This is a genomic window from Devosia sp. ZB163, assembly GCF_028613635.1.
In the GTDB taxonomy this organism is placed as follows: Bacteria; Pseudomonadota; Alphaproteobacteria; order Rhizobiales; family Devosiaceae; genus Devosia_A.
Map to the genome: position 1 here is coordinate 562,879 of NZ_JAQRMY010000001.1, position 22,213 is coordinate 585,091.

22 protein-coding genes and 2 tRNA genes are annotated in these 22,213 nt (G+C 65.9%); 8 read left to right on the top strand and 16 right to left on the bottom strand.

Annotated elements, in window-relative coordinates; all coding sequences use genetic code 11:
• Nucleotides 1-9 precede the first annotated feature (9 nt).
• Both PRN20_RS02870 and PRN20_RS02875 read right to left on the bottom strand, forming a co-directional pair.
• Nucleotides 10-624 carry a hypothetical protein gene (locus PRN20_RS02870; RefSeq protein WP_273955546.1) on the bottom strand — a complete coding sequence of 205 codons (615 nt, stop codon included), beginning with the start codon at nucleotides 622-624 and terminating at the stop codon, nucleotides 10-12.
• 63 nt (nucleotides 625-687) lie between these two features.
• A complete protein-coding gene (locus PRN20_RS02875) occupies nucleotides 688-1,365 on the bottom strand; it encodes a cyclic nucleotide-binding domain-containing protein (protein ID WP_273955547.1) in 678 nt (225 codons plus the stop codon).
• Between the two features lie 350 nt (nucleotides 1,366-1,715).
• Between PRN20_RS02875 and PRN20_RS02880 the strand changes: the two genes are divergently transcribed.
• Nucleotides 1,716-2,201 carry a hypothetical protein gene (locus PRN20_RS02880; protein WP_273955548.1) on the top strand — a complete coding sequence of 162 codons (486 nt, stop codon included), beginning with the start codon at nucleotides 1,716-1,718 and terminating at the stop codon, nucleotides 2,199-2,201.
• Nucleotides 2,202-2,535: 334 nt separating this feature from the next.
• Here PRN20_RS02880 and PRN20_RS02885 read toward each other — a convergent pair.
• Nucleotides 2,536-2,610, bottom strand: a tRNA-Gln gene (locus PRN20_RS02885).
• A gap of 170 nt (nucleotides 2,611-2,780) precedes the next feature.
• Between PRN20_RS02885 and PRN20_RS02890 the strand changes: the two genes are divergently transcribed.
• Nucleotides 2,781-2,857, top strand: a tRNA-Pro gene (locus PRN20_RS02890).
• Nucleotides 2,858-2,907: 50 nt separating this feature from the next.
• Here PRN20_RS02890 and rbsK read toward each other — a convergent pair.
• The 7 genes from rbsK to PRN20_RS02925 all read right to left on the bottom strand — a co-directional run bounded on the left by rbsK (nucleotide 2,908) and on the right by PRN20_RS02925 (nucleotide 9,938).
• Entirely contained in the window at nucleotides 2,908-3,834 is a 927-nt protein-coding gene (rbsK, locus tag PRN20_RS02895) for a ribokinase (protein WP_273955549.1), read from the bottom strand.
• A gap of 102 nt (nucleotides 3,835-3,936) precedes the next feature.
• On the bottom strand, nucleotides 3,937-4,518 hold the full coding sequence (locus PRN20_RS02900) for an AAA family ATPase (protein ID WP_273955551.1): 582 nt from the start codon (nucleotides 4,516-4,518) through the stop codon (nucleotides 3,937-3,939).
• Nucleotides 4,515-5,276 (bottom strand): glutamine amidotransferase, encoded by a 762-nt coding sequence (locus PRN20_RS02905; RefSeq protein WP_273955552.1) that lies wholly within the window; start codon nucleotides 5,274-5,276, stop codon nucleotides 4,515-4,517. The genes PRN20_RS02900 and PRN20_RS02905 overlap by 4 nt, the downstream gene beginning before the upstream one ends.
• Nucleotides 5,273-6,289: a LacI family DNA-binding transcriptional regulator gene (locus tag PRN20_RS02910; RefSeq protein ID WP_273955553.1), complete on the bottom strand. Its 1,017-nt coding sequence runs from the start codon at nucleotides 6,287-6,289 to the stop codon at nucleotides 5,273-5,275. Before PRN20_RS02910 ends, PRN20_RS02905 begins: the two co-directional genes overlap by 4 nt.
• 76 nt (nucleotides 6,290-6,365) lie before the next feature.
• Nucleotides 6,366-8,231: an adenine deaminase gene (locus PRN20_RS02915; protein ID WP_273955554.1), complete on the bottom strand. Its 1,866-nt coding sequence runs from the start codon at nucleotides 8,229-8,231 to the stop codon at nucleotides 6,366-6,368.
• A gap of 19 nt (nucleotides 8,232-8,250) precedes the next feature.
• Nucleotides 8,251-8,985: a creatininase family protein gene (locus PRN20_RS02920; RefSeq protein ID WP_273955555.1), complete on the bottom strand. Its 735-nt coding sequence runs from the start codon at nucleotides 8,983-8,985 to the stop codon at nucleotides 8,251-8,253.
• Complete coding sequence (locus PRN20_RS02925; RefSeq protein ID WP_273955556.1) at nucleotides 8,982-9,938, bottom strand: hypothetical protein; 957 nt, start codon at nucleotides 9,936-9,938, stop codon at nucleotides 8,982-8,984. Before PRN20_RS02925 ends, PRN20_RS02920 begins: the two co-directional genes overlap by 4 nt.
• Nucleotides 9,939-10,043: 105 nt before the next feature.
• Here PRN20_RS02925 and PRN20_RS02930 point away from each other — a divergent pair, with 105 nt between their 5' ends.
• From PRN20_RS02930 to PRN20_RS02955, 6 genes are all read left to right on the top strand, one after another.
• On the top strand, nucleotides 10,044-11,396 hold the full coding sequence (locus PRN20_RS02930) for an amidohydrolase family protein (protein WP_273955557.1): 1,353 nt from the start codon (nucleotides 10,044-10,046) through the stop codon (nucleotides 11,394-11,396).
• 2 nt (nucleotides 11,397-11,398) lie between these two features.
• Entirely contained in the window at nucleotides 11,399-12,346 is a 948-nt protein-coding gene (locus tag PRN20_RS02935; RefSeq protein ID WP_273955558.1) for a nucleoside hydrolase, read from the top strand.
• Nucleotides 12,347-12,374: 28 nt separating this feature from the next.
• The gene (locus PRN20_RS02940; RefSeq protein ID WP_273955559.1) at nucleotides 12,375-13,433 is read left to right on the top strand and encodes a BMP family lipoprotein; all 1,059 of its coding nucleotides are present in this window, start codon (nucleotides 12,375-12,377) and stop codon (nucleotides 13,431-13,433) included.
• Between the two features lie 121 nt (nucleotides 13,434-13,554).
• Complete coding sequence (locus PRN20_RS02945) at nucleotides 13,555-15,099, top strand: ABC transporter ATP-binding protein (RefSeq protein WP_273955560.1); 1,545 nt, start codon at nucleotides 13,555-13,557, stop codon at nucleotides 15,097-15,099.
• The gene (locus PRN20_RS02950) at nucleotides 15,096-16,208 is read left to right on the top strand and encodes an ABC transporter permease (RefSeq protein ID WP_273955561.1); all 1,113 of its coding nucleotides are present in this window, start codon (nucleotides 15,096-15,098) and stop codon (nucleotides 16,206-16,208) included. Before PRN20_RS02945 ends, PRN20_RS02950 begins: the two co-directional genes overlap by 4 nt.
• The gene (locus tag PRN20_RS02955; protein WP_273955562.1) at nucleotides 16,205-17,149 is read left to right on the top strand and encodes an ABC transporter permease; all 945 of its coding nucleotides are present in this window, start codon (nucleotides 16,205-16,207) and stop codon (nucleotides 17,147-17,149) included. The genes PRN20_RS02950 and PRN20_RS02955 overlap by 4 nt, the downstream gene beginning before the upstream one ends.
• A 41-nt stretch (nucleotides 17,150-17,190) precedes the next feature.
• Here PRN20_RS02955 and PRN20_RS02960 read toward each other — a convergent pair whose 3' ends face one another.
• From PRN20_RS02960 to ubiE, 6 genes are all read right to left on the bottom strand, one after another.
• Complete coding sequence (locus PRN20_RS02960; protein WP_273955563.1) at nucleotides 17,191-17,907, bottom strand: HesA/MoeB/ThiF family protein; 717 nt, start codon at nucleotides 17,905-17,907, stop codon at nucleotides 17,191-17,193.
• Nucleotides 17,904-18,656 (bottom strand): DUF2259 domain-containing protein, encoded by a 753-nt coding sequence (locus PRN20_RS02965; protein WP_273955564.1) that lies wholly within the window; start codon nucleotides 18,654-18,656, stop codon nucleotides 17,904-17,906. The genes PRN20_RS02960 and PRN20_RS02965 overlap by 4 nt, the downstream gene beginning before the upstream one ends.
• On the bottom strand, nucleotides 18,610-19,068 hold the full coding sequence (gene dut, locus PRN20_RS02970; RefSeq protein ID WP_273955565.1) for a dUTP diphosphatase: 459 nt from the start codon (nucleotides 19,066-19,068) through the stop codon (nucleotides 18,610-18,612). The genes PRN20_RS02965 and dut overlap by 47 nt, the downstream gene beginning before the upstream one ends.
• Nucleotides 19,068-19,685, bottom strand: coding sequence for a hypothetical protein (locus PRN20_RS02975; RefSeq protein WP_273955566.1), 618 nt, complete (start codon nucleotides 19,683-19,685; stop codon nucleotides 19,068-19,070). The genes dut and PRN20_RS02975 overlap by 1 nt, the downstream gene beginning before the upstream one ends.
• Before the next feature lie 119 nt (nucleotides 19,686-19,804).
• Entirely contained in the window at nucleotides 19,805-21,334 is a 1,530-nt protein-coding gene (gene ubiB, locus PRN20_RS02980) for a 2-polyprenylphenol 6-hydroxylase (protein WP_273955567.1), read from the bottom strand.
• A gap of 4 nt (nucleotides 21,335-21,338) precedes the next feature.
• A complete protein-coding gene (ubiE, locus tag PRN20_RS02985; protein WP_273955568.1) occupies nucleotides 21,339-22,094 on the bottom strand; it encodes a bifunctional demethylmenaquinone methyltransferase/2-methoxy-6-polyprenyl-1,4-benzoquinol methylase UbiE in 756 nt (251 codons plus the stop codon).
• Nucleotides 22,095-22,213: the final 119 nt, after the last annotated feature.

Sequence of the window (22,213 nt, forward strand, 5' to 3'; positions counted from 1 at the left end):
TGACGGACGTCAGTGGGTTGGATGCTTGAGCATTGGATCAGGTTGGATATCTCCGAGTGGCAGGTCGCTTGTCCGCTTGCCGATCTCGATCTCATGGACGCGAACTGCGTCGGCTCCGCTCTTCTGCAGGATCTCCTGGGCACGCCACTCGTGTTCGGGGTCGTGAACGCGCACCCAGACGACGACTCCCCCTGCCGCCAGGTTGTCTTCAATCCCGTTCTCAAAGGTCCTGAGCAGCTTGCGGGCCAAACCGAAACCGATGAGACCGGCGGCGAGCCCGGCGACAGCCGCAACGATGAGGGCGGGGAGGGCGCCACCGCCGCTTGCCACGACCGCTGCTCCGCCAGCAAACGCGCCAACGACGAATAGAGATTGGAAGACGGCGATCATGGTCAGTCGCTGATCTTCCCGAGTGACGAGGGAATGTCGCGGGGCATTCGGCACGTCGGCAAGCTCTTCGACCGCCACCACCGTGCCAAGTCGACGATAAACGACATCAACATCGCCGAGAACGTCGATGTCGCTGCGGTCAAAGCCGGCCGTCAGCAGTTCTTTGATCGCCCGTTCCAGAGCGTCCCTGGTTCTGAACACGCCCACCGCTTCGCGGGCGATCGATGTCTCCAACAATGTGTCTTCAGGGATCACAGTACTAACCACCGTTCGATACTGGTTCGTCACGAACCACAATCAATCCAGGTAACGTGGCTCGATCGTCTGCAGATTCCTTGGGCTGCCGAGGTGGATGGTGCCCAATACCCTCAACTCGGTGATGGCGCGGCTCACCGTCTCCGCCGAGATACCGAGCTGGTCGGCAATGTCGTAGCGCGACACTGGCAACGTGATACCGCTGCCTCGGCGATTAGGCAGCCGATCGAACATGTTGGAGAGAAAGGCCCGGACCTTTTCCGCAGCTGTCATGGTGCCGACGACGAGCAGATGCTCCTGCAGTCGTGCGATAGTCGAAATGGTCCGTTCTCGTATCGCACGTGCAACAAGGGGGTCGGCATCGGCTGCCGCCTCGATCTGGCTTCGCGAATAACTCGCGACAATGGTGTCGGCCGCAATCGCCTGCACCGCGAAACGATGGGCAGTTTCGACCGTAAAGCCGAAGAAATCCCCAGGAAGCAGAATGTCCACGATCCGCCGCCGGCCGTCCGGTCGCACCATGTATTGGCGGCAAGCTCCCGAGATCACGCAGTACCAGTCGTCCGCGCTGTTGCCCTGGTAGACGATGTCCTGGTCGCGCGGCCAGCGCTTGATCCTGGCAAAGGGCCGTAGGATTTGGGGCCCGGTGGATGCTTGTACGGGCTCTGCCGCGAGAAAGGGAGTGAGTGCGGCAGGGCCAACGGTAACGTGCATGCTCATGATGGCCTCCATGTCTGGGATGGACCGTGGTCCGTCGACTTGGGTCGACCTCGCCAGCCTCACGGAACTTGCATTCGATGCCTATAGCGGGGATGCCCGTTAAGGGAGTTCCCGTAACGGGCAGCGTGACGTTTCGCCTGCAGTTCGGCAGACGCGTCGGTCTCTGAGCCTCGCGCATTCCCTTCAACAGCGCCTTCCGCGCCCGGTCTCTGCGTCTATCCCGGGCCCATCGTCCAGGCGGAAAGCTGTGGTCAGGCGTCTAAATGAACATTAATGAAACCTGTCCGAATGGTAAGTTCCGATCCTCTCTCCGATTTGAGAAACTCGCCGCGTCTATCTGGAGACCAAGCATGACCACCTTCGTCCCGCGCGTGAGCGAGCTTACCCGCGAACGTATTTCTCGCGAGTTTGATGAGTTCGGGCCGCGCGCTTGCCGCGCCGAGGTCACGGGCCTTCTCGCCGACGAGAATCCGGAGATCCTCGACATGATGACCCGGTGCGCGGAAGACATCGGCACCACACCCGACGTCATGATTGGCTTTGCGATGTTCTATCGCCTGCTCATAGCCGAGGCGCGAATGGCGCCAGGCTTGGTGTTGCCGCGCGTCACCGCCGAAACGCGCGCCCTCATGGTTGAGGAAATCACGGAGCTTGGAGAGGATCAGTTCACCCTGGCCGCGTGCGACCAACTGGGGAAGGACAACCCGGAATTGCTTCGGATGGCCGAGAGCTTCGCTTCGCGCCACACGGACTATCTGGGAATTATGCAGGGCTTCTGTCTCGTGTACGGCACGCTCGCTCTGCAATCGAAACTGGAGCGCGGGTCCGTCCACTAGTGTGAACGCCGTTCGGGCAACCCTGTCGATTACGCCAGCGGGCACTGTCCGACATGCAACTCCGGCGCTTTGCCCGGAAAGGGCGCCAGATTCCGATACTCAGCCTTAGTGCAGTTGTCGCAATCACTCTGAAGGCGGCGCCCCATCCGCTCATACACAGGAGAGCTGAGGTCATCACCGCGCTGGCGATGAACAAGATCCAGAAGGACGGGAGCCGGGAAGCTGGTTCCCGTTGATCATTCGTCGAAGACCCTTGAGCCTCCGGCATCCTACGGCGCCAGTCTTTCGTCGTAATCGCGTCACTCATTCGCGGGCAGAACACAGAACGGGCGTCTGGCTGGGGCGCTAGGATTCGAACCTAGGAATGGCGGTACCAAAAACCGCTGCCTTACCACTTGGCGACGCCCCAACGGGCGCGTTCCTACACGCTTCACCACGAGCGTGCAACCAATCGCAAAGAGCGTTGAGTTAGGCGCTTGAACCCCAAACGCGCCGAGTCTATAAGACGCCCGAGCCGCCGGCCGCCCCGCCGACATGACCTGGATTTCGGCAACGCGGGCACGGGATACGGCAACCTGACGGAGTATAGCGCAGCCTGGTAGCGCACCTGCTTCGGGAGCAGGGGGTCGAGTGTTCGAATCACTCTACTCCGACCAATCGAACCCCGGTCTCGCAAGAGGCCGGGGTTTTTGTTTGGCGCGGGTGGCTATGAGGCCAGCAGTGCTTCGATTTCGGGCCTGGTCGGCATGGATGGGGCTGTGCCCGGACGCTGGACGGAGATGCCGGCGGTGGCGCAGCCGAAGCGGATGGCTTCGACCGGCGACTTGCCCTCGGCGAGTGCAACGGCGAAGCCGCCGTTGAAGGCGTCGCCGGCGCCGGTGGTTTCGACGACCTTGTCGACCTTGAAGGCGGGCACGACATGGGTGCCGGCTTCGCCATGGAGGACGGCGCCCTTTTCGCCGAGCGTGATGAGCGCGTTGCGGGCACCGCGTCGGACGAACTCCTTCGCCGCGGCGAGCGCTTCCTCCTCGGTCTCCACCTTGAGGCCGGTGAGCGCTGCCGCCTCGGTCTCGTTCGGCGTGACATAGTCGCAGAGCGCGTAGATGGCGTCGTCGACGGCGACGGCCGGCGCGGGATTGAGAATGGTGGTGACGCCGTGCCGGCGCGCCAGCGTCAGTCCCGCGATCGCCGTTTCGACCGGCTGCTCGAACTGGGTGAGAAGGACGCGGGAACCCGCTATCACAGCCTCGGCTGCGGCCACATCGGCCGATGAGAGGTTCGCTGCGGCGCCGCTCTCGACGATGATGGCGTTGTTACCCGTCTCCGTCGAAACGAAGATGAAGGCGGCGCCGGTCGGGGCGGTGTCATCGACGGTCACGGCGGAGATGTCGATGCCGTCGGCGGCCCAGGCCTTCTGCGCCATTTCGCCGAAGGTGTCGCGGCCGATACGGGTGATGATGCGCGCGTCTCCTCCCGCCCGGGCCGCGGCGATGGCCTGGTTCGAGCCCTTGCCGCCCGGACCGTCCTTGAAACCCTGGCCGAGGATGGTCTCGCCCATGAGCGGCAGGCGCGGCGCCCGGAATGCCAAGTCTGCAACGAAAATGCCGAGCACGGCGACGGGTGCGCGCGTCATCAAGAGTTCTCCCCCAGTTTCCCGCCCGCCGCCGCCTCGTCGCCGGGGTGAGCCTGGCGACGAGGGCTGGCGGAGAACGGCTTGTCCCCTCGGCGTGCCGACTTACGTCAGCTTGCCCGCTTGCAATGCCGCAAGGATCCAGTCGCGATAGGTCTGGTCCTTGTTCTCGATTTCGGGAACCACCTTGCTGGCTTCGGTCATGAAGTAAAGGTAGTCGCGCCCCATTTCCTCGCCGCGCAGCGTGTGCATGTCGACGGCGAAATCGGGGATCTCGGGCAGGCGCTCACCAAAGGCGACGACGTGCCTGGCCCAGTTGACCATGTCGTCGCTGGTGCGGTCTTTCTTGCCCGAAGCGAGCACGCGGATGGCGTGCGCGGCAAACAGGAACCGATCATGCGTCGGCCGGTCGAAGCGCTGGTGCGTGCGATAGAGCGTATCCACCAGCACCGGAGCATCGAGGTTGCCGAAGCCGACATCCTCGACCGAGATCACCGCGAGCCGGTCCCACAGCTTCTGCTCGAGCTCGGGGCTGGTGAGATACATCTCCCAGCCGAGCAGCAGCGCGTTCTCGGTGAGGCCGCGGCGAATGGATTTCTGCAGCGCCGAGATCACCTCGTCGGCCGGAAAGCCGTTCTCGGTAGTGGTGCGCTGCCAGGGATCGGGAGCCTGCTTCACCTTGGTCATTTGCGGGAGTCGTCCTTTGCCACCCAGTTCGCGATGTTGTTCCACAGCGGTGCATAGCCGGCCCAGTCGACGAAGGGCGGCGGAGCCCAGTGCGGGCCGCAATCGGAGGTGAAGGCGACCGACCGGCCCTTGCCCGCCTTGCCGGCGACGATGAGCGGATCGCCTCCGACCCGGACCAGCACTTCGGCGTCGGGCTTGGCCGTCACTTCGTTGTAGCCGAGCAGCGCCGGCCAGTCCCCGTCGATGCCGCTGGTGATCGGGTGCGACGGGTTGCCGACATGCGGGACGACGCCCTGCGGCGATTCCCGGCGGTCGTCGTGGCGGAAGAGATCGACCGGCAGCACTTCGGCGACCGGCGAGCCGGCCCACTGGCCCTTGGCGTCGATCCCCTGGAAGGTGAGGTAGCCGCCGATCATCACGAGACCGCCGCCATTGAGGACATAGTCCCTGATCGCGACGAGGCGGTTGGGCAGCGGCACTGAGCGCACGAACGTATCGGGGTGGAGCAGCAGCGTGTTGGCGCCGATGTCGGAGAGCATCACCACGTCATAGGCGCCAAGCGCCTCGGCAGTCTGGGGGAACTCACGGGCGGCAAGGTGATTGGGCAGGAACGTCACCTCCCAGCCACCGGCTTCCAGCGCCGCTCGGAGCCAGCGCACGCCCTCGTTGTATTCGGTGGTGGTGAAGCTGTCGAAGCCCTTGGTGTGGATCGAGTGGGTGACCCAAGACTCGCCGGCAATGAGGACGCGTTTACTCACGTTCTGAAATCCTTGGCTGTGGGGGCCGCCACCGACTGCCGGCGGATGAGCTCCACCGGTAGGCGGGTGAGAAGCGGCGGCGACTCCCCGTTGAGAAGGGCGAAGAGGGCGAGAAAGCCCTGCCGCCCGAGTTGTTCGACCGGCTGGCGGATGGCGGTCAGCGGCGGTGTCAGCAGCGCGCCTAGGGCCATGTCGTCGAAGCCGATCAGCGACATCTCGTCGGGCACGCTGACGTTCCGGTCCCTGAGGCCCAGCACGGCGCCGATGGCGAGATAGTCCGACGAGGCGAAGATGGCGGTCGGCGGCAGCGGCAGGTCGAGGAACCTGAGCGTCGCCGCACGCGCCAGCTCGGGCGCAAAGCTGCCCATCGCCACATACTCGTTGCGCACCGGCACCCCGGCCTCGTTCATCGCCATCAGGAAGCCTTCACGGCGCTCGGTCACGGTCAGCAGGCCGTGCGGGCCGCCGAGGTAGGCGATGCGCCGGTGTCCGGCCTCGATCAGGTGCCTCGTTGCCTGATAGGCGCCTTCGGTGTTCTCGACGAAGATGCGCGGTACACTGACGCCGGGGATGTCCTCGTCGACGATGACGACGTTCTGGCGCTTGCCGATGAGCCCCGACAGCGTGCCGTCGTCGGGCGTGTTGGTCATCATGAGCAGCCCGTCGACATGCCGGTCGTGCAACCGCTCGAGCGAGGCGATCTCGCGGTGGCGGTCCGACCGGGTCGAACTGATGAACACGGTGTAGCCGTGCTGATCGGCCTCGTCCTCGAAGGCAGAGGCGAGCTCGGCGAAGAAGGGCTCACGAATCTCGGGTGTGACGAGGGCGACGGCCTCGGTCTTGCCCGTGGAGAGCCGCTTGGCGAGGAGGTTCGGGCGGTAGTCGAGCTTCTTGATCGCCGCATCGATGCGCGCCGCCGTTGACGCCGGCAGTTCGATCCGGTGGTTGAGATACCGCGACACCGTGGTCGGCGACACCCCGGCATCCTGCGCCACATCATGGATAGTTGCCATTGCACCCCCCATTCGCACTGCCAAGCTATGGCAAGAAAACCGCTTTAGTAAAGCGGTTTCGTAACCAGCTCACCCATTACCACACCACCGGATGCGTTTGCCCGGTCGCGACGTTCACGAAGCCTTCGGGCGCCAGTGGCGAAGGCGCGACCAGCACCCACTGCCAGGGTGCGCAGGTCAGTGTTGCGAACATAAGCCGTTCGGGAAAACCCGGATGCCAGCGCGGATGCCAGGTCGGCTCGTACATCCACTCGATCGCCTCGCCCGCCTTGCGCAGCACCGCCATGTCCGCCGCCACCGCTTCGGCGGAGCGCTGCGACATGAGCCCGCCCACCTCGAACTGCACAGTCGCGACGACCTCGCCGCGATGCACCAGCGCCCAGCCCCCCTGCTGATCGCGCAACCGGTTTACTGCGAGCGCCATGGCGGCATCCGACGAGCCGCAGACCCAGATGTTGTGCTTGTCGTGGGCGACCGAGCAGGCGAGCGCCGTCTCGGGATCGCGCGGGCCGCAGCCGCGCCAGAACATCTTCGAGACCTTGCCCTCGCCCGAGAAGCGATCGACGATGGCGAACTTGGTGATGGTCTCGGCCGCGAGGCGCTGCACCTCGCCGTTCTCGACCGGCAGCTCCTCCGTGAGGAACTCCGGATGCCAGTGGAACGGGCGGATCACGGCTGCCTTCATGCTGGTCCGACCGGGGTCCGCCTTGATGGCGAAATCGGCTGCCGTGATCTCGCGTCCGATGTTGACTGTGTGTGTCGCCCAATCCGGCCAGTCGATCGCCGGCACCTGGCCGGTAAACCGGTTTCCTTCAGAGACCAGTTCGCCGTCAGCCCAGACCTTGGCGATCGTGAGGCTCGGCACGTCCTCAAGCAGCACGATGTCGGCATAGCGCCCGGGCGCGATCGAGCCGACATGCGGCGTGAGACGCATGTGCCGTGCCGGGTTGATGGTCACGCACTGGATGGCGATCTCCGGGGCGAGCCCGGCCGCGATGGCGGTGCGGACATTGTGGTCGGTAGCGCCGATCTCGAGCGTCAGCGGTGCGCTTCGGTCATCGGTGGCAAAGGCGACCTGGCTCCAGTCGTTGAGGCCCCTTTCGATGAGACCCTTGATGATCTCGGGCATGGTGTGGATGCGGATCTCGATGAAGAGCCCGCGCCTCAGTTTGTCCCAGGCCTCCTCCGCGCTGAACATCTCGTGGTCCGAGGCCATGCCGGCGGCGGCGAAGGCGTTGATCTCGGGCAGGGCCCGCAAACCGGCCGCATGCCCCTCGACGACGCCACGCGCCGCGAAGGTCGCCTCGATCATCCCCCAGAGCCGCTGGTGCGAGGGGTTGTCGGCGTTCCAGACCGCCGGCCAGTCCATCACCTCGTCGAGCCCCGTGACCATCGGGTGCTGCATGAAGCGCTGCTGCTCGTCGTGGCCGAAATACCCGCCGCCCCATTCGTAGGCCGTGGGCGGCACGGCGGAGCCGGGCTGGGTGAAGATCTTGAGCCGGGAGCCGGCGGCGCGCGCCTTCATCCAGAATTCGAGATTGTGTGCGCCGTCCACATTGGAGAACTCGTGGCTCGCCTCGCAGGTCCAGGTATTGCCGCGCGGCATGACCAGCGCCGCCTCCCATTCCGGCGTCAGGTGCGAGCTTTCGATATGCTTGTGCACATCGCCGAAGCCCGGCACGGCGCTGAGCTCCGGCTCATGATGGCGCTCGGCCACCTCGCCCTGGTACTGGCCGGCCGGCCCTACCCAGGCGATCCGGCGCCCGCGGATCACGATTTCCTGGTCTTCGAGCCATGTCCGCGAATGGACATCGAGCAGCCGTCCGACGCGCAGCAGCCGGTCCGCCGGGCGCTTGCCCAGTGCAACGAGCAGCAGGTCCTGCCGGATCTTGACCTCGTCGGCGGCATTGAGGAGGAGGTCCGAGGGGAGCGGAGGGGTCATCGGGTGGACGTACTCACAGTCATATCCCCCACTTGTCGCGCCAGACGCCGATCAGGCGGAGGGACTCCGCAGCGATTCCCGCGATCATCGCCTCGCCCTTGTCGGCGGTGGCGGGGCGCGGGTCGCCGAAGACGCCACTGCGGTTGAAGGCACTCAGCTTCATCGGCTCGGCGCCGAACAGTTCGGGGAACTCCGGATACTCCGGCGCGGCCCGGTACATTCGCACCGTCTCGGGCGCGAGCGCCAGCATGATCGAGGTCTCGACCTCGTCGGCGTGGTAGAAGCCGGGGCCTGCCGGCTTGCTATCCATCAGTTCGCCGGCCAGCGCTTCGAGCCGTGGATAGTCGAGATGCAGCACCGGGAAACCGGCTTCGCTCAGGACGCGCGCCGCGAGGTTGATCGGCTCGCGATTGCCGAAATGGCCGTTGACGGTGACGAGGCCCCTGACCCCCATGCGCTGGAGGCCGCGACCGATATCCTCGACCGAGCGGCGCAGAGTGTCGGGCGAAAGCGACAGGGTTCCGGCCCAGTCTTCCGCCGTCCAGGCGTCGCCATAGGCGAGGGCGGGAAGCAGGAAGCCATCGCAGCCCTCGGCGATCCGCCGGGCGACACCGGCCGCCATGACCGTGTCGGTGAGCAGCGGCAGGTGCGGTCCGTGCTGCTCCACCGCGCCGACCGGCAGTACGGCGATCAGCCCGCGCGCAATAGCGGTGGCGACGTCTTCCCAGCTCGCGCTGGCCGCATCGAGCATCATGCCCACCCCACGATCGTCAGCGGCGCCGGGGGCGCCAGCCTGCCGAGGAGTTCAGTGACGCTGAGCGAATAGTCGACGCTGCCGCCGACCCGGGTGACGAGTGCCACCTCGGCGATGTCGGAGGCTTCGTAGCCATGGGCCACGAGGTCGATCATTGCCGCCTGCAGCGGTCCCATCGTGGGGTTGAAGGCGACGCTTTCGATCGCGAAACCGCTGACAGTGTTGCCGTCGCTGAGCGCCAGCACCACGGCGCCCGGGCACTTGCTGTAGGGCGCATGGGAACGCCGGCCGGCGAGCAGCAGCCGGTCGGCGATGGTCGCCGGCAGGTCGTGGTCACCAAGGTCGATCGCGGCGTTCGAGGTACCGGGCACGAAACCGGATTCGCCCAGATAGTTCGGGTCGAACGGCCAGGGATAGAGCTCGGCCATGGTCAGCCGGTGCCCGAGCGGGTCGATCAGCGTCAGGTCGCGCGTCGGTGCGAACTCGCTGAGATACTGCCGGCAGTGCGCGCAGGGATGGGCCTCGCCGATGGCGATGGTCTCGATGGATGTGCCTCGCGAGGCCGCCCGCGTGAATACGAACCCCTCGCCGTGGATGGTGAAGCCGAGGTGGGTAGCCGGGAACTCCATGTTCCCGCCCAGGATCAGGTTGCCTGTCTCGCGCTCGAGCCCCACGGCGCCGACGAAAAATCCGGAAATCGGCGGCCTGGCGATCTGGCGGGCCGCCGGCAGCGCGAGCAGCATCAGGTCCTCGACCCCGGCGAGGCCGTAGCTCTCGATCAGCTGCCGGGCCTCCTCCTTGAGGATGATGCCGCCAAGGTTCTCTTCCGGGCGCCGGTGCTTTTGAGCCGCCAGCCGGGCGATATCGGTCGCGATGTCGCCGCCGATCAGGGCCCCCAATTCGCTCAGGCGGTTAGCGATCTCGGGGTCGGCCCGAAACGGATTGAGGCTCACTGGGCGCGCGCTCCCTGTTCGGTGTTCTGCCGCGATTGCATTTGACAAGCAGCGCGGACGTGTCGTTAATTCGCAATGTAAACCGGTTTACCGGATGGGGGTCAAATGAGTTCGACGCTTATCCACGGAGCGACAATCCTGTCCGTGGACGCTGATAATCGTGTGTTTGAGGGTGGCTACATTTCCATCCACGATGGCCGGATCAGCGGCGTTGGACAAAGGGCCGAGACTCCCGACCCGTCCGGCTACGACGAGGTGTTCGACCTGACCGGACACCTCGTCATGCCGGGTCTCGTCAATGCCCATACCCACTCCGTCATGGTGCTGTTCCGCGGCCGCTCCGAGGGCCAGAGCCTGCTCACGATGGAGGGCTGGTACAATTCGATCCGCGAGCCCGAGCTGTCGCTGACCTCGACCGATATCGGTCCCGCCGTCGCGCTGAGCTGTGCCGAGATGGCGCTTTCGGGCACCACCACCTTCTGCGACCAGTATTTCTTCGCCGAGGAGATCGCCGAGGCGGTGAAGGCCGCCGGGCTGCGCTCGGTGATCGCCTATGGCATCGTGCAACTGGGCGACAAGCAGCGCGGCGAGGAAGAGCTCGCGAAAGCCACCGCGTTCCTCGAAAAGCAGCGCTCGGCCGATGGCCGGGTCATCCCGTGGTTCGGGCCGCACGCCCCCTATGTCGACAATTCCGAGGACCTGCTGCTGGCCGAGGTGGAGGTTGCCAACAAGTACGGCGTCGGCCTGCACCTGCACATGGCCTGCGGCCCCGAGGACAACGAGGAAACGGAGCGTCGCTACGGCACGACCGCGGCCGTGGCCCTCGAAAAGATCGGCTTCTTCAACGGCCGCATCCACGCCGCGCATTGCCTCGACCTCAGCGACGAGGACATCGCGGTGTTCGCCCGCGCTCCGCATGCTTCAGTCTCCTACAACGCCACGGCGGGGCTGCGCTCCGGTCGCGAGGGCATCTGCCCGGCGGTGAATCTGAAGGCCGCCGGTGTCACGGTGGCGCTGGGCACTGACAACGTTGCCGCGAACAATTCCTACGACATGGTCTCCGAGATGCGCGTCGCCGGGCTCGTCGCCTCCCACCGCGAAGGCGTGGCGCAGCCGCTCTCGAGCCGAGAACTCGTCCGCATGGCCACCATCGAGGGGGCGAAGGCCCTCGGCCTCGACAAGGAGATCGGCAGCCTCGAGGTCGGCAAGGCGGCCGACATCGCTGCCTTCGACCTGCGCGGCGCCGGTTACTCCGAAACGCCCGATCCCGAGACCCTGCTCATCTATTCGGGCTCCGGCCGCGATCTCAGGCACCTGTGGGTATCGGGTGAGCAATTGGTCGCAGATCGCAAACTCACCCGCAGGCCTTATGACGACATCCGGCACGCGTACTCGGCGACCTATTCCGATTTCTGGGATCGCGTGCGAGACGCCAAGAACAAAAGAGAAGTAGCCTGATCTTGACCAAGCGTAAGTTCATTTTCGACAGCGACGGCGGTGTTGACGACGCCCAGGCGCTGATCCTCCTGGTCGCCAATGGCAAGGTGCCCGATCTCATCACCACGGTGTTCGGCAATGTCGGACGCGACCAGGCGACGACCAACCTGCTCGCCACCTGCGCCCAGCTGGGCGTCGACATTCCGGTCCACCGCGGTGCCGATCGCCCGCTGACCCAGCCCGTCATCGACGCCAAGTACGTCCATGGCGACGATGGCCTGGGTGGCGCGCCGCGGCCCTCCTCGCAGCCGCCCCATGCCTCTGATGACGGCATTGGCGTCCTTGTCCGCACCTTCCGCGACGCCGCGGCAAAGGGTGAGAAGGTCGACATCCTGATGATCGGGCCGCTCACCAACCTGGCGCTGGCGCTCCGCCTCGATCCGACGATCGTCGACGGCATCGGTAGGCTCACCATCATGGGCGGCAACGTCTACGGCCGCGGCAACACCACGCCGGCCGCCGAGTTCAACATCTATGCCGACCCCGAGGGCGCGCATGTGGTGCTGACCGCCGGTATCGAGACCGTGGTGGTTCCCTGGGAGCCCTGCCTTACCCACTTCATGGAAGGCGAGAAGGTCGACGCGCTGTTTGCCGGCATCCCGGCCTCGCCGCTCAAGGACTTCAACGAGGCGCTGCAGCAGCACGCCCGTTCGAACGGCGTGAAGCGCGGCCTGCCCGACCGCTTCCTCTATGTCGATCCGCTCGCCGCTGCCGTGGTGCTCGATCCGTCCATGGTCACCAAGTCCATCGACGCATCCTCGTCGGTCGTCCTCGCCCCGGGCATCGCCCGCGGCATGACGCTCGTCGACCCTTCGGGCCGCCTCGGCACGCCCAGCATTACGTTCGTCGAGGAGGTCGACGTCAGCAAGGTCGACGCCCTCTACGCCGTATCAGCCGCCTATTCCCCATGATTGAGAACAAACGCAAACAGGAGTGCGCATGTCTCTGATCTCGACTCTCGGCAAAACCGTAACCGGTGCTCTGCTCGCAGCCGCATTGATGGCCTCGACGGCCATCCCTGCCTTCGCACAGGAGTACACCAAGGATAACCCGCTCAAGGTCGTGCTCATGCTGCACGGCACCCAGGGCGACAAGAGCTTCCTCGATTCCGCCGTCGCCGGCGTCAAGAAGGCCGCCGACGAGCTGCCGGTCGAAGTGAAGATCATCGAGGCGGGCTATGACCGCTCGAAGTGGCAGCCGGCTCTCGCCGACGCCGCTGACTCGGGCTACGACGTCGTCATCGCCGGTACCTTCGACATGACCGGCTACATCGTCGAACTCGCGCCGCAGTACCCGGACGTGAAGTTCATCGACTTCGACGACGCGCCCGACTTCGCCAACTGCGACTGCGACAACATCCTCGCCGTGCAGTACGGCACGTCGACCGCCGGCTACCTCGCCGGCTACGCCGCTGCCAAGCTCTCGAAGTCCGGCAAGCTGGGCACCATCATCGGCATGGAGTTCCCCACCGTCACCGACTTCAAGGTCGGCTTCGACCAGGGTGCCAAGGACGCCAATCCCAACATCGAGATCCTCAACGCCGTGGCCGGCACGTTCTCGGATCCCGCCAAGGGCAAGGAAATCGGCCTCGCCCAGCTCAACCAGGGCGCTGACGTGATCTTCCCGATCGCCGGCGGTACGGGCCTCGGCGCCCTGCAGGCCGTCAAGGAAGCCGGTGGCGGCAAGCTCGCGGTCGGTGTCGACAGCGACCAGGCCACCATCTTTGCCGCCAACAATGACCAGGCCCAGGCCGACGTCATCTTCACCTCGGTGGAAAAGAAGGTCGGCGAGTCGCTCTTCCTGGCGCTCAAGGCTACGATCGACGGCACGCAGCAGTACGGTCAGCGCGTCCTTCTCGGCCTCAAGGAAGGTGCCGTCGGCATCTCCAAGAACGCACAGTACGAGGCGCTTGTCCCGGCTGAACTGCGCGCCGAAGTCGACGCGCTCGAAGCCAAGATCATCGCCGGTGAAATCACCGTCGCGACCGATATGAAGTAATGAATGGGCGCCGCCGGCCATCCGGCGGCGCCCGTCTCTTGGCCCCGGGGCAATGGGGGCCGATAGGGAACGGGCTGCAAGGCCCTGACCCGGAAGGAATACGGGGAAGGCGCGGGGCAAAATGGCGCTTCTTGAAGCTATCGGGATCGGCAAGACCTATCCCGGCGGGGTCGTGGCCAATGACGGGGTCAACCTCGTCATCGAGCCGGGCGAGGTTCACGCCGTTGTCGGCGAAAACGGCGCGGGCAAATCCACGCTCATGAAAATCCTGTTCGGCATCGAGCAGCCGAATGCCGGCAGGCTCCTGCTCGACGGGCGCGAGGTGCATTTCGCCAATCCGCGCGAAGCCATCGACGCCGGCATCGGCATGGTGTTCCAGCATTTCTCCCTCGTTCCCACCTTCTCGGTCTACGAGAACGTGGTGCTCGGCTCCGAGCCGAGGAACGGCATCCGGCTCGATCGCCAAAGGGCGATCGCCGAGGTGCAGGAACTGAGCGAGCGGTTCCGCCTCAAGGTCGACCCGCTCCCGCCAGTGCGCGCGCTTCCGGTCGGCCAGCAGCAGCGCGTCGAAATCCTCAAGGCGCTCTACCGCAACGCCCGCATCCTGATCCTCGACGAGCCGACCGCCGTGCTCGCGCCGCAGGAAGTGCAGGAGCTGTTCGTCGCCATCCGCTCGCTGGTGGCACAGGGCAAGACCGTCATCTTCATCGCCCACAAGCTGCCCGAGGTGCTGGAGATATCGAACACCATCACCGTGATGCGCCAGGGCAAGACCGTCGGCCAGGTGAAGACCAGCGAGGTTACCGAAAAGAGCCTCGCCGCCATGATGGTCGGCCGTGAAGTGAGCCTGCGGGTCGAGCGCAAGCAGACCGACCAGTCCGAGTGCGTCGCCTCCGTCGAGGGATTGCGCGTGGTCAACGCACGCGGCACCGAAGTGGTGGCCGGGCTCGACCTCAACGTCCATGCCGGCGAGATCGTCGGCCTCGTCGGCGTCGAGGGCAACGGGCAGGCCGAGACTCTCGAGGCCATCGCCGGCCTCCGCTCGATTGCCGAGGGCACCATCACCATCGCCAACGAGAACGCCGCGTCCCTGAGCGTGCTCGAGCGGCGCGGGCTCGGCCTCGCCTCCATCCCCGAGGACCGGATCGCCGAAGGCCTCGCCACTGGCTCGAGCGTGGCCGAGAACCTCGTCGCCACGCGCCTTAACGATCGCCGCTACGTGCGCAACGGCCTGCTCGACCTCAAGGCCATCAAGGCCCACGCGACCAAGCTCATCGAGCAGTTCTCCATCCGGGTGGGTGGGCCCAGCTATGCCGTGGGGACGCTCTCGGGCGGCAACATGCAGAAGGTGGTCGTGGCGCGCGAGCTGTGCGAGCAGCCCAAGCTCCTGCTCGTCAACCAGCCGACCCGCGGCGTCGACCTCGGCGCCACGCAGTTCATCTGGCGTACGATCACCGACGCGCGCGACAAGGGCGCCGCCGTGCTGCTGAGTTCGGCCGACCTCTCCGAACTGCTTGCCCTCAGCGACAGGCTGGTGGTCCTCTATCGCGGCAAGATCGTCGCGGCCTTCGTCAATACGCCGGACCTCACGCCCGAAACGCTCGGCACTTACATGCTCGGGCTCTCCACGCAGACCGCGGACGAAATGAAGGCGGCCCTCAAATGAGCAACATCCCGGCCATCGACCGCGCGTCGCGCTGGAAAACGATCCGGCGCGAGACGCTGCGCGCACTGGCGGCGCTGGCAATCGCGCTGCTCGTCACCTTCATCGTCGTGCTCTTCACGTCCAAGGCCCCGTTCGAGGCCTTCACCCAGCTGCTCACCGCGCCCGTCTCGCGCGTGCGCACGGTCGGGCTGTGGATCGACGATGTCGTCAAGCTGACCATCACCGGACTGGCCTTCTCGCTCGTCTTCCAGGCCCGCCAGTTCTCCATGGGCGTGCAGGGGCAGGTCTACATCGGCGCCCTGGCCGCGACCTATGTCGCGCTCTCGCCCCTGGGGGCAACCTGGGCCGGAATTCCGCTCGGCATCACCGCGGCCATGCTTGCCGGCGCCGTCTACGGCTTCCTCCCCGGCATCGCCAAGGCCAAGCTGGGCGCCAACGAGATCGTCTCGTCGCTGATGCTGAACTACATCGCGATCGAGCTCTGCAACTTCCTCGTCCGCACCAACCTGCCCAAGCCACAGGCGGGCGTGCTGACCACCAACGACTTCCCCGACAGCGCGGTATTCCCCGCCCTTGTTGCCAACACGCGCATCGACCTGGGGCTCATCTTTGCACTGGTCGCAGTCGTCGTGGTGTGGTTCGCGCTCTACCGCACCAGCTGGGGCCTCAAGCTCCGCCTCGTCGGCCACAATGCCCGCTTCGCCGAGTATTCCGGCATCAAGGCGACCTTCATCATGGTCTCGGCCATGACCGCCTCGGGGGCCCTGGGCGGGCTGCTCGGCTCGATGTTCGTGCAGGGCCAGACCTACGGCAAGCTCACGGTCCTCTTCGAGGGTGGGCTCGCTTTCGAGGGTATCCTCGTTGCCATCGTGGCCCGCAGCCGGCCGCTCGCGGTACCCGTCGTGGCGCTGTTCTACGGCTACCTCAGGCAGGGGGCGCAGCTGATGAACATCCGCACCGACGTGCCCGCTGAAGTGATCGGCGTCGTTACCGCCATCATCATCCTGCTGGTCTCGTCGTCCTTCTCGTTCGGCTTCATCAAGAAGCTGTTCAACCGTGATCCGGCCCGCGTCTCGGCGCCGGTCGCCGCCGGTGGTGCCGCCAAATGATGGAACTGTTCCTCACCGTCTTCTCGGCGGCGTTCTTCGTCACGGTCATCCGGACCACGACGCCGCTGCTGCTCGCAACGCTGGGCGGTCTCATCGCTGACCTCGGCGGCGCGCTCAACGTGGCGCTCGAGGGCATGATGCTGATCGGGTGCCTCACCGCGGTTATCGTCTCGGTCTATGCGCCGTGGTACGTGGCGGTCGCCGCCGGGCTCGGCGCCGGGGCGCTGCTCGGGCTGATCATGGCGTTCTTCGCTTTCCGCCTGAAGGCCGACATCATCCTGGTCGGCTTCGCCATCAACATCTTCGCCGCCGGCGGCACCGTCTTCGCCCTCGCCCTCGCAACCGGTGGCGACAAGGGGACGTCGATCAACCTGCCCTCCAAGGCCATCCCGGCGGTTGACCTCAGCGTCCTCAGCAACATCCCGGTGGTCGGTCCGACGCTCACGGCCTTCCTCTCCGGCCATTCGGTGCTGAGCTGGTTCGCGGCGTTCCTGGTTTTCGCCGTGTGGTATTTCCTCTACCGGACGCCCTGGGGCCTGTGGCTGCGCGGCGTCGGCGAGTATCCGGCCGCGCCGGAGGCCGCCGGCATTCCGGTCAACAAGATCCGCACCTGGAGCCTCGTCGTCTCGGGCGCACTGGCCGGCCTCGGCGGCGCCCAGCTTGCCATGTTCAACTATGTCGGCTTCACCCGCGAGATGACCGCGGGCCGTGGCTTCATCGCCCTCGGCGCAGTGCTTCTCGGTGCTCGCCATCCGGTCGGTGCGCTGCTGGCGGCCCTGCTCTTCGGTGCCTTCGAGGCGCTGGCGGTGGTGATGCCCGGCCTCTTCAACGAGATTCCGGCCGAGATCATCCGCATGATCCCGTTCGTCGTGACCATCGCGGCGCTGGTGCTCTTCTCGGTCCGCGCCCAGCGCGCCCTGGCGATGCGCGGGGCGAAGTAGGGAAAAACCGCCCGTCACCGATGGTGGTGGCGGGCCTCCTGCTAGTACATGAGCTCGGTGAAGCGCGCAGCGCGCCCGTCGTAGAGCAGCAGGCGGCCGACCAGCGGCTCGCCGACGCCGGTGACGAGCTTGATCGCCTCCATCGCCATCAACGTGCCGATGACGCCGGTGACGGCACCCAGGACTCCCACCACTTCGCAAGCCGGCAGGTCGGCTTCGTCGGGCGTATCCGGATAGAGGTCGCGGAAACTCTTGCCGCCGGGCATGAACACCGTCACCTGGCCATCGAACATGGAGACGGCGCCCGAAACCAGTGGCAGTCCTGCCTCCTCGGCCGCCTCTGCAACGATGGCGCGCGTGCCAAAATTGTCGGTGCCGTCGAGGACCAGCGTGTAGCCCTCCATCAGCCGCGCCGCATTCTCCGAACTGATCCGCTCGATATGGGGGACGAACTCGACATGGGCGTTGAGTCCCGCAACGAACTCACCGGCGCTCTCCGCCTTGGGAGTGCCGATGCCGGCGCTCTGGTGGATCATCTGGCGCTGCAGGTTCGAGAGCGACACCGTGTCGTGGTCGACGACGCCCAAAGTCCCGACCCCAGCGGCAGCGAGATAGGCGATAGCAGGGCTGCCGAGCCCGCCGGCGCCAATGACAAGCACGCGCGCCGACTTGAGCTTCTGCTGTCCGTCGCCGCCGACGCCACGTAGCACGATGTGCCGGGCGTAGCGCTTGATCTCCTCGGGGCTCAGCGCGCTCATGGCGACGCCGTGACCGGCACGGCGATGAAGCGCCGGTCCGGTCCCTCGAAGCCGTGCGAATAAACCGAGACGATGGCCACCGGCGTGAAGTTCCTCCACGCCCAGTTGACCGGTGCGACCACACCATGGAGGCGGTAGTCGACCGTGCACGAGCGCGAGGCCGGCACCGTCTCGTCGCGATGCAACTCCCGAACCCCGTCGGCCGTCTTGAGTTCGAGGGCAAAGCCGACCGGCGCCTCAAAGCCGTAGCTCTCGACGCAGGGAAGCGTGGAAGTCGAGGGGAAGGTCGACAGGGTGAGCGTCGATATGTCGGTAGGGGGCTCGAGCCCGAAGCCGGGAGCCCCGAAGCTCAATGCGCGCCGGTCTTCGACCGGCTCCGCGTCGCCATTGAGAGCGACGATGACAGGCGGTTCGGTGATCGCGAGATCGGCCAGTGCTTGTGCCGCCTTCTCGTGCGACTGCTCCCGAACCTGCACCAGCCCCGGCTGCTCTTCCTCGATCCGTACCCGGAAAGGCGAACCGCCGGACCACTTGTCTTCGGCGACGTCGAGGATGAACACGTTCGAGAAGGGAAAGCCGGAGCCGTCCTGGACGCCGAACTCTTCGTAGGCGAAGTAGCGGCCATCGGCGGAAAAGCCGAGCGGCAGGAAGTTCGCAGCATCGCCGGAGAGGGCCGGCGATGCGAGGGCGAGAACGCCCAGGCTAGCGACCAGTCGAGCCGAAGCCGCCTGAACCACGTTGCGTCTCATCGAGTGCCTCCCGGAGTTCGAACTGCACTGCCGTCACCGGCGCCACCACCATCTGGGCGATACGGTCGCCGCGGCGGATCTCGAACGGGGCCTCGCCGAGGTTGATCAGGATGACCTTGATCTCTCCGCGATAGTCCGCATCGATGGTACCGGGCGTGTTGAGCACCGTCACCCCGTGCTTGGCCGCCAGCCCCGAGCGCGGGCGAACCTGCGCCTCGTAGCCGGGGGGCAGGGCGATCGCCATGCCCGTCGGCACCAGCGCGCGCTTACCCGGTGCGATGGTCATGGTCTCGGAAACGGCAAGCGCGGCGAGGAGGTCAACTCCTGCCGCGCCTTCGCTCTGCTGGCGCGGGGCCTCGAGGCCCCGGCCATGTTCAAGCCAGATGAACTGGACTGGAAGACGTCCCGTCATCAGCGGGTATCGACCACCGCGTAGAGCTCGTCGGGCAGTTCGGCCGTACCGTCGAGCAGCGCGGTGAACGGGATGACCTTCTCGGCGGCGCCGTCGGCAGCCGTGTCCATGTTGGTCTCGATGATCTTCTTGCCCTTGATGCGGATGGTGGCGTTGTGGCCCTCGAAATAGGCCTTCATCATCTGGGCGCCCTCTTCGTCCTGGCCCTCGGTAACCTGGCTCGACATCTCGGAGGTCTTGAAGGCAACGCGCACGACGCCCGGGCTGACGACGGTGAAGACCGTGTCTTCGCTGACGCTGTCCTCGTCGGCGGTGATTTCGGTGAGCGGGCCTTCCTTGACGGAGGTGCAGGTGGCGCTGCCATCGGCGTTCTCGGTCAGGACGTCGGCTTCTTCCTCGCAGAACCCGCTGCTGGCTGCTGCCTCGGCGTCTTCACCGCCGGCCTCTGCCATCTGCTTGATCATGGGGTAGAACTCGGCGCCCATGGTCATCGTGGTCGTGGCCTTGCCGGTGGTCTCCGACAGCACGTCGATCTCGGCAGTCACGTCCATACAGCCGGCAAGCCCGGCGCTCAGCATCAGAACGCCGGCCAGCCGGGCGATCGTCTTCACGGTCATCGAATTCTCCTCAACAGTCAGCCAGCGGCTTCCCCGTCACGGTATTGGCCGGGGCCCAAGAGCTGCAAGCTCGTTCTGCCTCGGTATGGCCCCAATCCTGAACGGACAATGAACCGGACCTAAGATTCCAGCAGCCGCCACAGCGCGACCAGCAGTACCACGACGCCGAGCCAGAACCCCGTCAGGATCATGAACCGGTTGAAGCGTCGGGTCGGCGCATGCTTGTCGCGTTCGTAGTCGTCGAGTGCCACCTCGGCCTTGTTGACGATGGCAGGCAGCCGACCGAGCGTTTCGACTGCTGTGTCGAAGTGATCCTTGAGGTCCTCGAGCCGGCCGAGCGGGCCGGCCTCCCTGCGCACCCAGTCGCCCACGATCGGCTCCGAGATCGTCCAGATGTCGAGCTCGGGATCGAGCGAGCGCGCCACGCCCTCGACCAGCACCATCGACTTCTGGAGAAGGATCAGTTCGGGACGCGTCTGCATCTCGAACAGCTCGGTCGTCGCAAAGAGCTGGCCCAGCACCTTGGCCATCGAGATATCGGAGACGCGCCGTCCGTGCTGCGGCTCGCCGATGGCCCGCAATGCCAGCGCGAACTCGTCCACCGACTGGTGTCGCGGCACGTAGCCGATATCGAAGTGCCGCTGGGCGATCAGCCGGTAGTCGCGGCTGATGAAGCCGTAGAGGATCTCGGCGAGGAACCGCCGCTCGCGCCGCGTGATCCGGCCCATGATGCCGAAATCGACGGCGACGATGTCATTGGTGCGCGGGTTGGCGAAGAGGTTGCCGGGGTGAAGGTCGGCGTGGAAGAATCCGTCCCGCACCGCATGGCGCAGGAAGGACTGCATCAGGTTGCGCGCCAGAGCCTTGCGGTCGGCGCCGGCCGCATCCAGCGCCGCGTTGTCGCGGATCGGGATACCTTCGACCCAGGTCGTCGTCAGCACCGTGTCCGAGGTGTAGTCCCACAGCACCCGGGGGATGACGAAACCCTTGTCGTCCTTGATGTTGTCGTGGAACTCCGAGATCGAGGCGGCTTCCATCCGGAGGTCGAGCTCGATCCGCGCCGAGCGGTCGAGCGTCGCCACCACGTCCACCGGCCTGAGGCGCCTGAGCTTGGGCACGAAGGTCTCGGCCAGCCGCGCACCGGCATACTGGCTCTCGATGTCGTCGGCGAAGCGCCGGCGGACGCCGGGCCTGAGTATCTTCACTGCGACCTTGGTGCCGTCGGGCAGGCGGGCGTGATGCACCTGCGCGATCGAGGCGGCCGCGACGGGTGGCGAAATCTCCGCGAGCTCCGCTGCGCGTGACCCGATCGCTTCGGCGAGGAGCCCGGGGACGAGCTTGTCATCAAACGGCTCCATCGCGTCCTGCAGTACGGCGAGGTCTGCGGCGACGGCGGGGCCGACGATGTCGGGGCGGGTGGCGAGGGTCTGCCCGAGCTTGACATAGGTTGGGCCGAGCCGGTTGAGGGCGCGTGTCAGGCGCTCAATCTTGCCGGTGCGCCTGACCTCGCCGCGCTCGAACAGCCGCCCGACCCGCACGCCGAACTTCATCACCGGCGGCAGCGCCTCGTTGTCGGCGATCGATAGTGCGCCCTCGCGCGCCAGCACGAAGCCGGCCCGAGCCAGTCGGAAATAGGCCCCCAACCCCATGGCGTCAGAGCTTCCAGGCTGCGTGCAGCGCCGCGATGTTCCCGCTGAAAGCAGTGTGCGTCACCCGCTTGAAGCCGGCATCGGCGATCATGCGCGAGAAATGCTCCGGGGTCGGGAACTTGCGGATGGATTCGATGAGATACTGGTAGGGCTGCGCGTCGCCCGTCACCACGCGCCCGATCGGCGGGATCACCCGGTCCGAGAAGGCCTTGTAGACATCGGACAGCACGGGCGTATCGACCTGGCTGAACTCGAGGCAGAGGAAACGCCCGCCGCGCTTGAGCACGCGATAGGCTTCCTTGAGCGCCAGCTCGATGCGCGGCACGTTCCTGATGCCGAAGGCGATCGTATAGGCGTCGAAGCTCTCGTCCTCGAACGGCAGCTGCTCGGCATTGGCCTCGACGAACGTCGCCTGACCCGGAAAGCGCCAGCCCTTCGACCGCTCCTCGCCCACCCGCAGCATATCGGTATTGATGTCGCTGACCGTCACCTCGGCATAGCCGACCGAGGCGTTGACGATGCGCTCGGCGATATCGCCGGTGCCGCCCGCCATATCCAGCACGCGGTAGGGCACCGTGCCGGACTTGGGCGGCGCGAGCCGGGCGACCATGGCGTCCTTCCACAGCCGGTGGACGCCGCCGCTCATCAGGTCGTTCATCAGGTCGTAGCGATCGGCGACGTTGTGGAAGACGTCGTTGACCAGCCCCTGCTTCTCGTCGAGGGCGACCGTCCGTTCGCCGAAATGGGTGGTCTCAGCCATGCGCGCGTCTCCGAAACTGGCGGCGTTATAGCGAAAGCCCGTGAGCCTGACCATGACGCAAACCGGCGCATGGTTGCCTGGTTTGGTCACCTAACCCTGACAATACGGTGGGCTTGTTT

Coding starts and splice junctions, on each gene's coding strand:
- PRN20_RS02875 (WP_273955547.1), bottom strand. CDS start 1,365: ATGAGCATGCACGTTACCGTTGGCCCTGCCGCACTCACTCCCTTTCTC.
- PRN20_RS02880 (WP_273955548.1), top strand. CDS start 1,716: ATGACCACCTTCGTCCCGCGCGTGAGCGAGCTTACCCGCGAACGTATT.
- rbsK (WP_273955549.1), bottom strand. CDS start 3,834: ATGACGCGCGCACCCGTCGCCGTGCTCGGCATTTTCGTTGCAGACTTG.
- PRN20_RS02900 (WP_273955551.1), bottom strand. CDS start 4,518: ATGACCAAGGTGAAGCAGGCTCCCGATCCCTGGCAGCGCACCACTACC.
- PRN20_RS02910 (WP_273955553.1), bottom strand. CDS start 6,289: ATGGCAACTATCCATGATGTGGCGCAGGATGCCGGGGTGTCGCCGACC.
- PRN20_RS02915 (WP_273955554.1), bottom strand. CDS start 8,231: ATGACCCCTCCGCTCCCCTCGGACCTCCTCCTCAATGCCGCCGACGAG.
- PRN20_RS02920 (WP_273955555.1), bottom strand. CDS start 8,985: ATGATGCTCGATGCGGCCAGCGCGAGCTGGGAAGACGTCGCCACCGCT.
- PRN20_RS02930 (WP_273955557.1), top strand. CDS start 10,044: ATGAGTTCGACGCTTATCCACGGAGCGACAATCCTGTCCGTGGACGCT.
- PRN20_RS02940 (WP_273955559.1), top strand. CDS start 12,375: ATGTCTCTGATCTCGACTCTCGGCAAAACCGTAACCGGTGCTCTGCTC.
- PRN20_RS02945 (WP_273955560.1), top strand. CDS start 13,555: ATGGCGCTTCTTGAAGCTATCGGGATCGGCAAGACCTATCCCGGCGGG.
- PRN20_RS02950 (WP_273955561.1), top strand. CDS start 15,096: ATGAGCAACATCCCGGCCATCGACCGCGCGTCGCGCTGGAAAACGATC.
- PRN20_RS02955 (WP_273955562.1), top strand. CDS start 16,205: ATGATGGAACTGTTCCTCACCGTCTTCTCGGCGGCGTTCTTCGTCACG.
- PRN20_RS02960 (WP_273955563.1), bottom strand. CDS start 17,907: ATGAGCGCGCTGAGCCCCGAGGAGATCAAGCGCTACGCCCGGCACATC.
- PRN20_RS02965 (WP_273955564.1), bottom strand. CDS start 18,656: ATGAGACGCAACGTGGTTCAGGCGGCTTCGGCTCGACTGGTCGCTAGC.
- dut (WP_273955565.1), bottom strand. CDS start 19,068: ATGACGGGACGTCTTCCAGTCCAGTTCATCTGGCTTGAACATGGCCGG.
- PRN20_RS02975 (WP_273955566.1), bottom strand. CDS start 19,685: ATGACCGTGAAGACGATCGCCCGGCTGGCCGGCGTTCTGATGCTGAGC.
- ubiB (WP_273955567.1), bottom strand. CDS start 21,334: ATGGGGTTGGGGGCCTATTTCCGACTGGCTCGGGCCGGCTTCGTGCTG.
- ubiE (WP_273955568.1), bottom strand. CDS start 22,094: ATGGCTGAGACCACCCATTTCGGCGAACGGACGGTCGCCCTCGACGAG.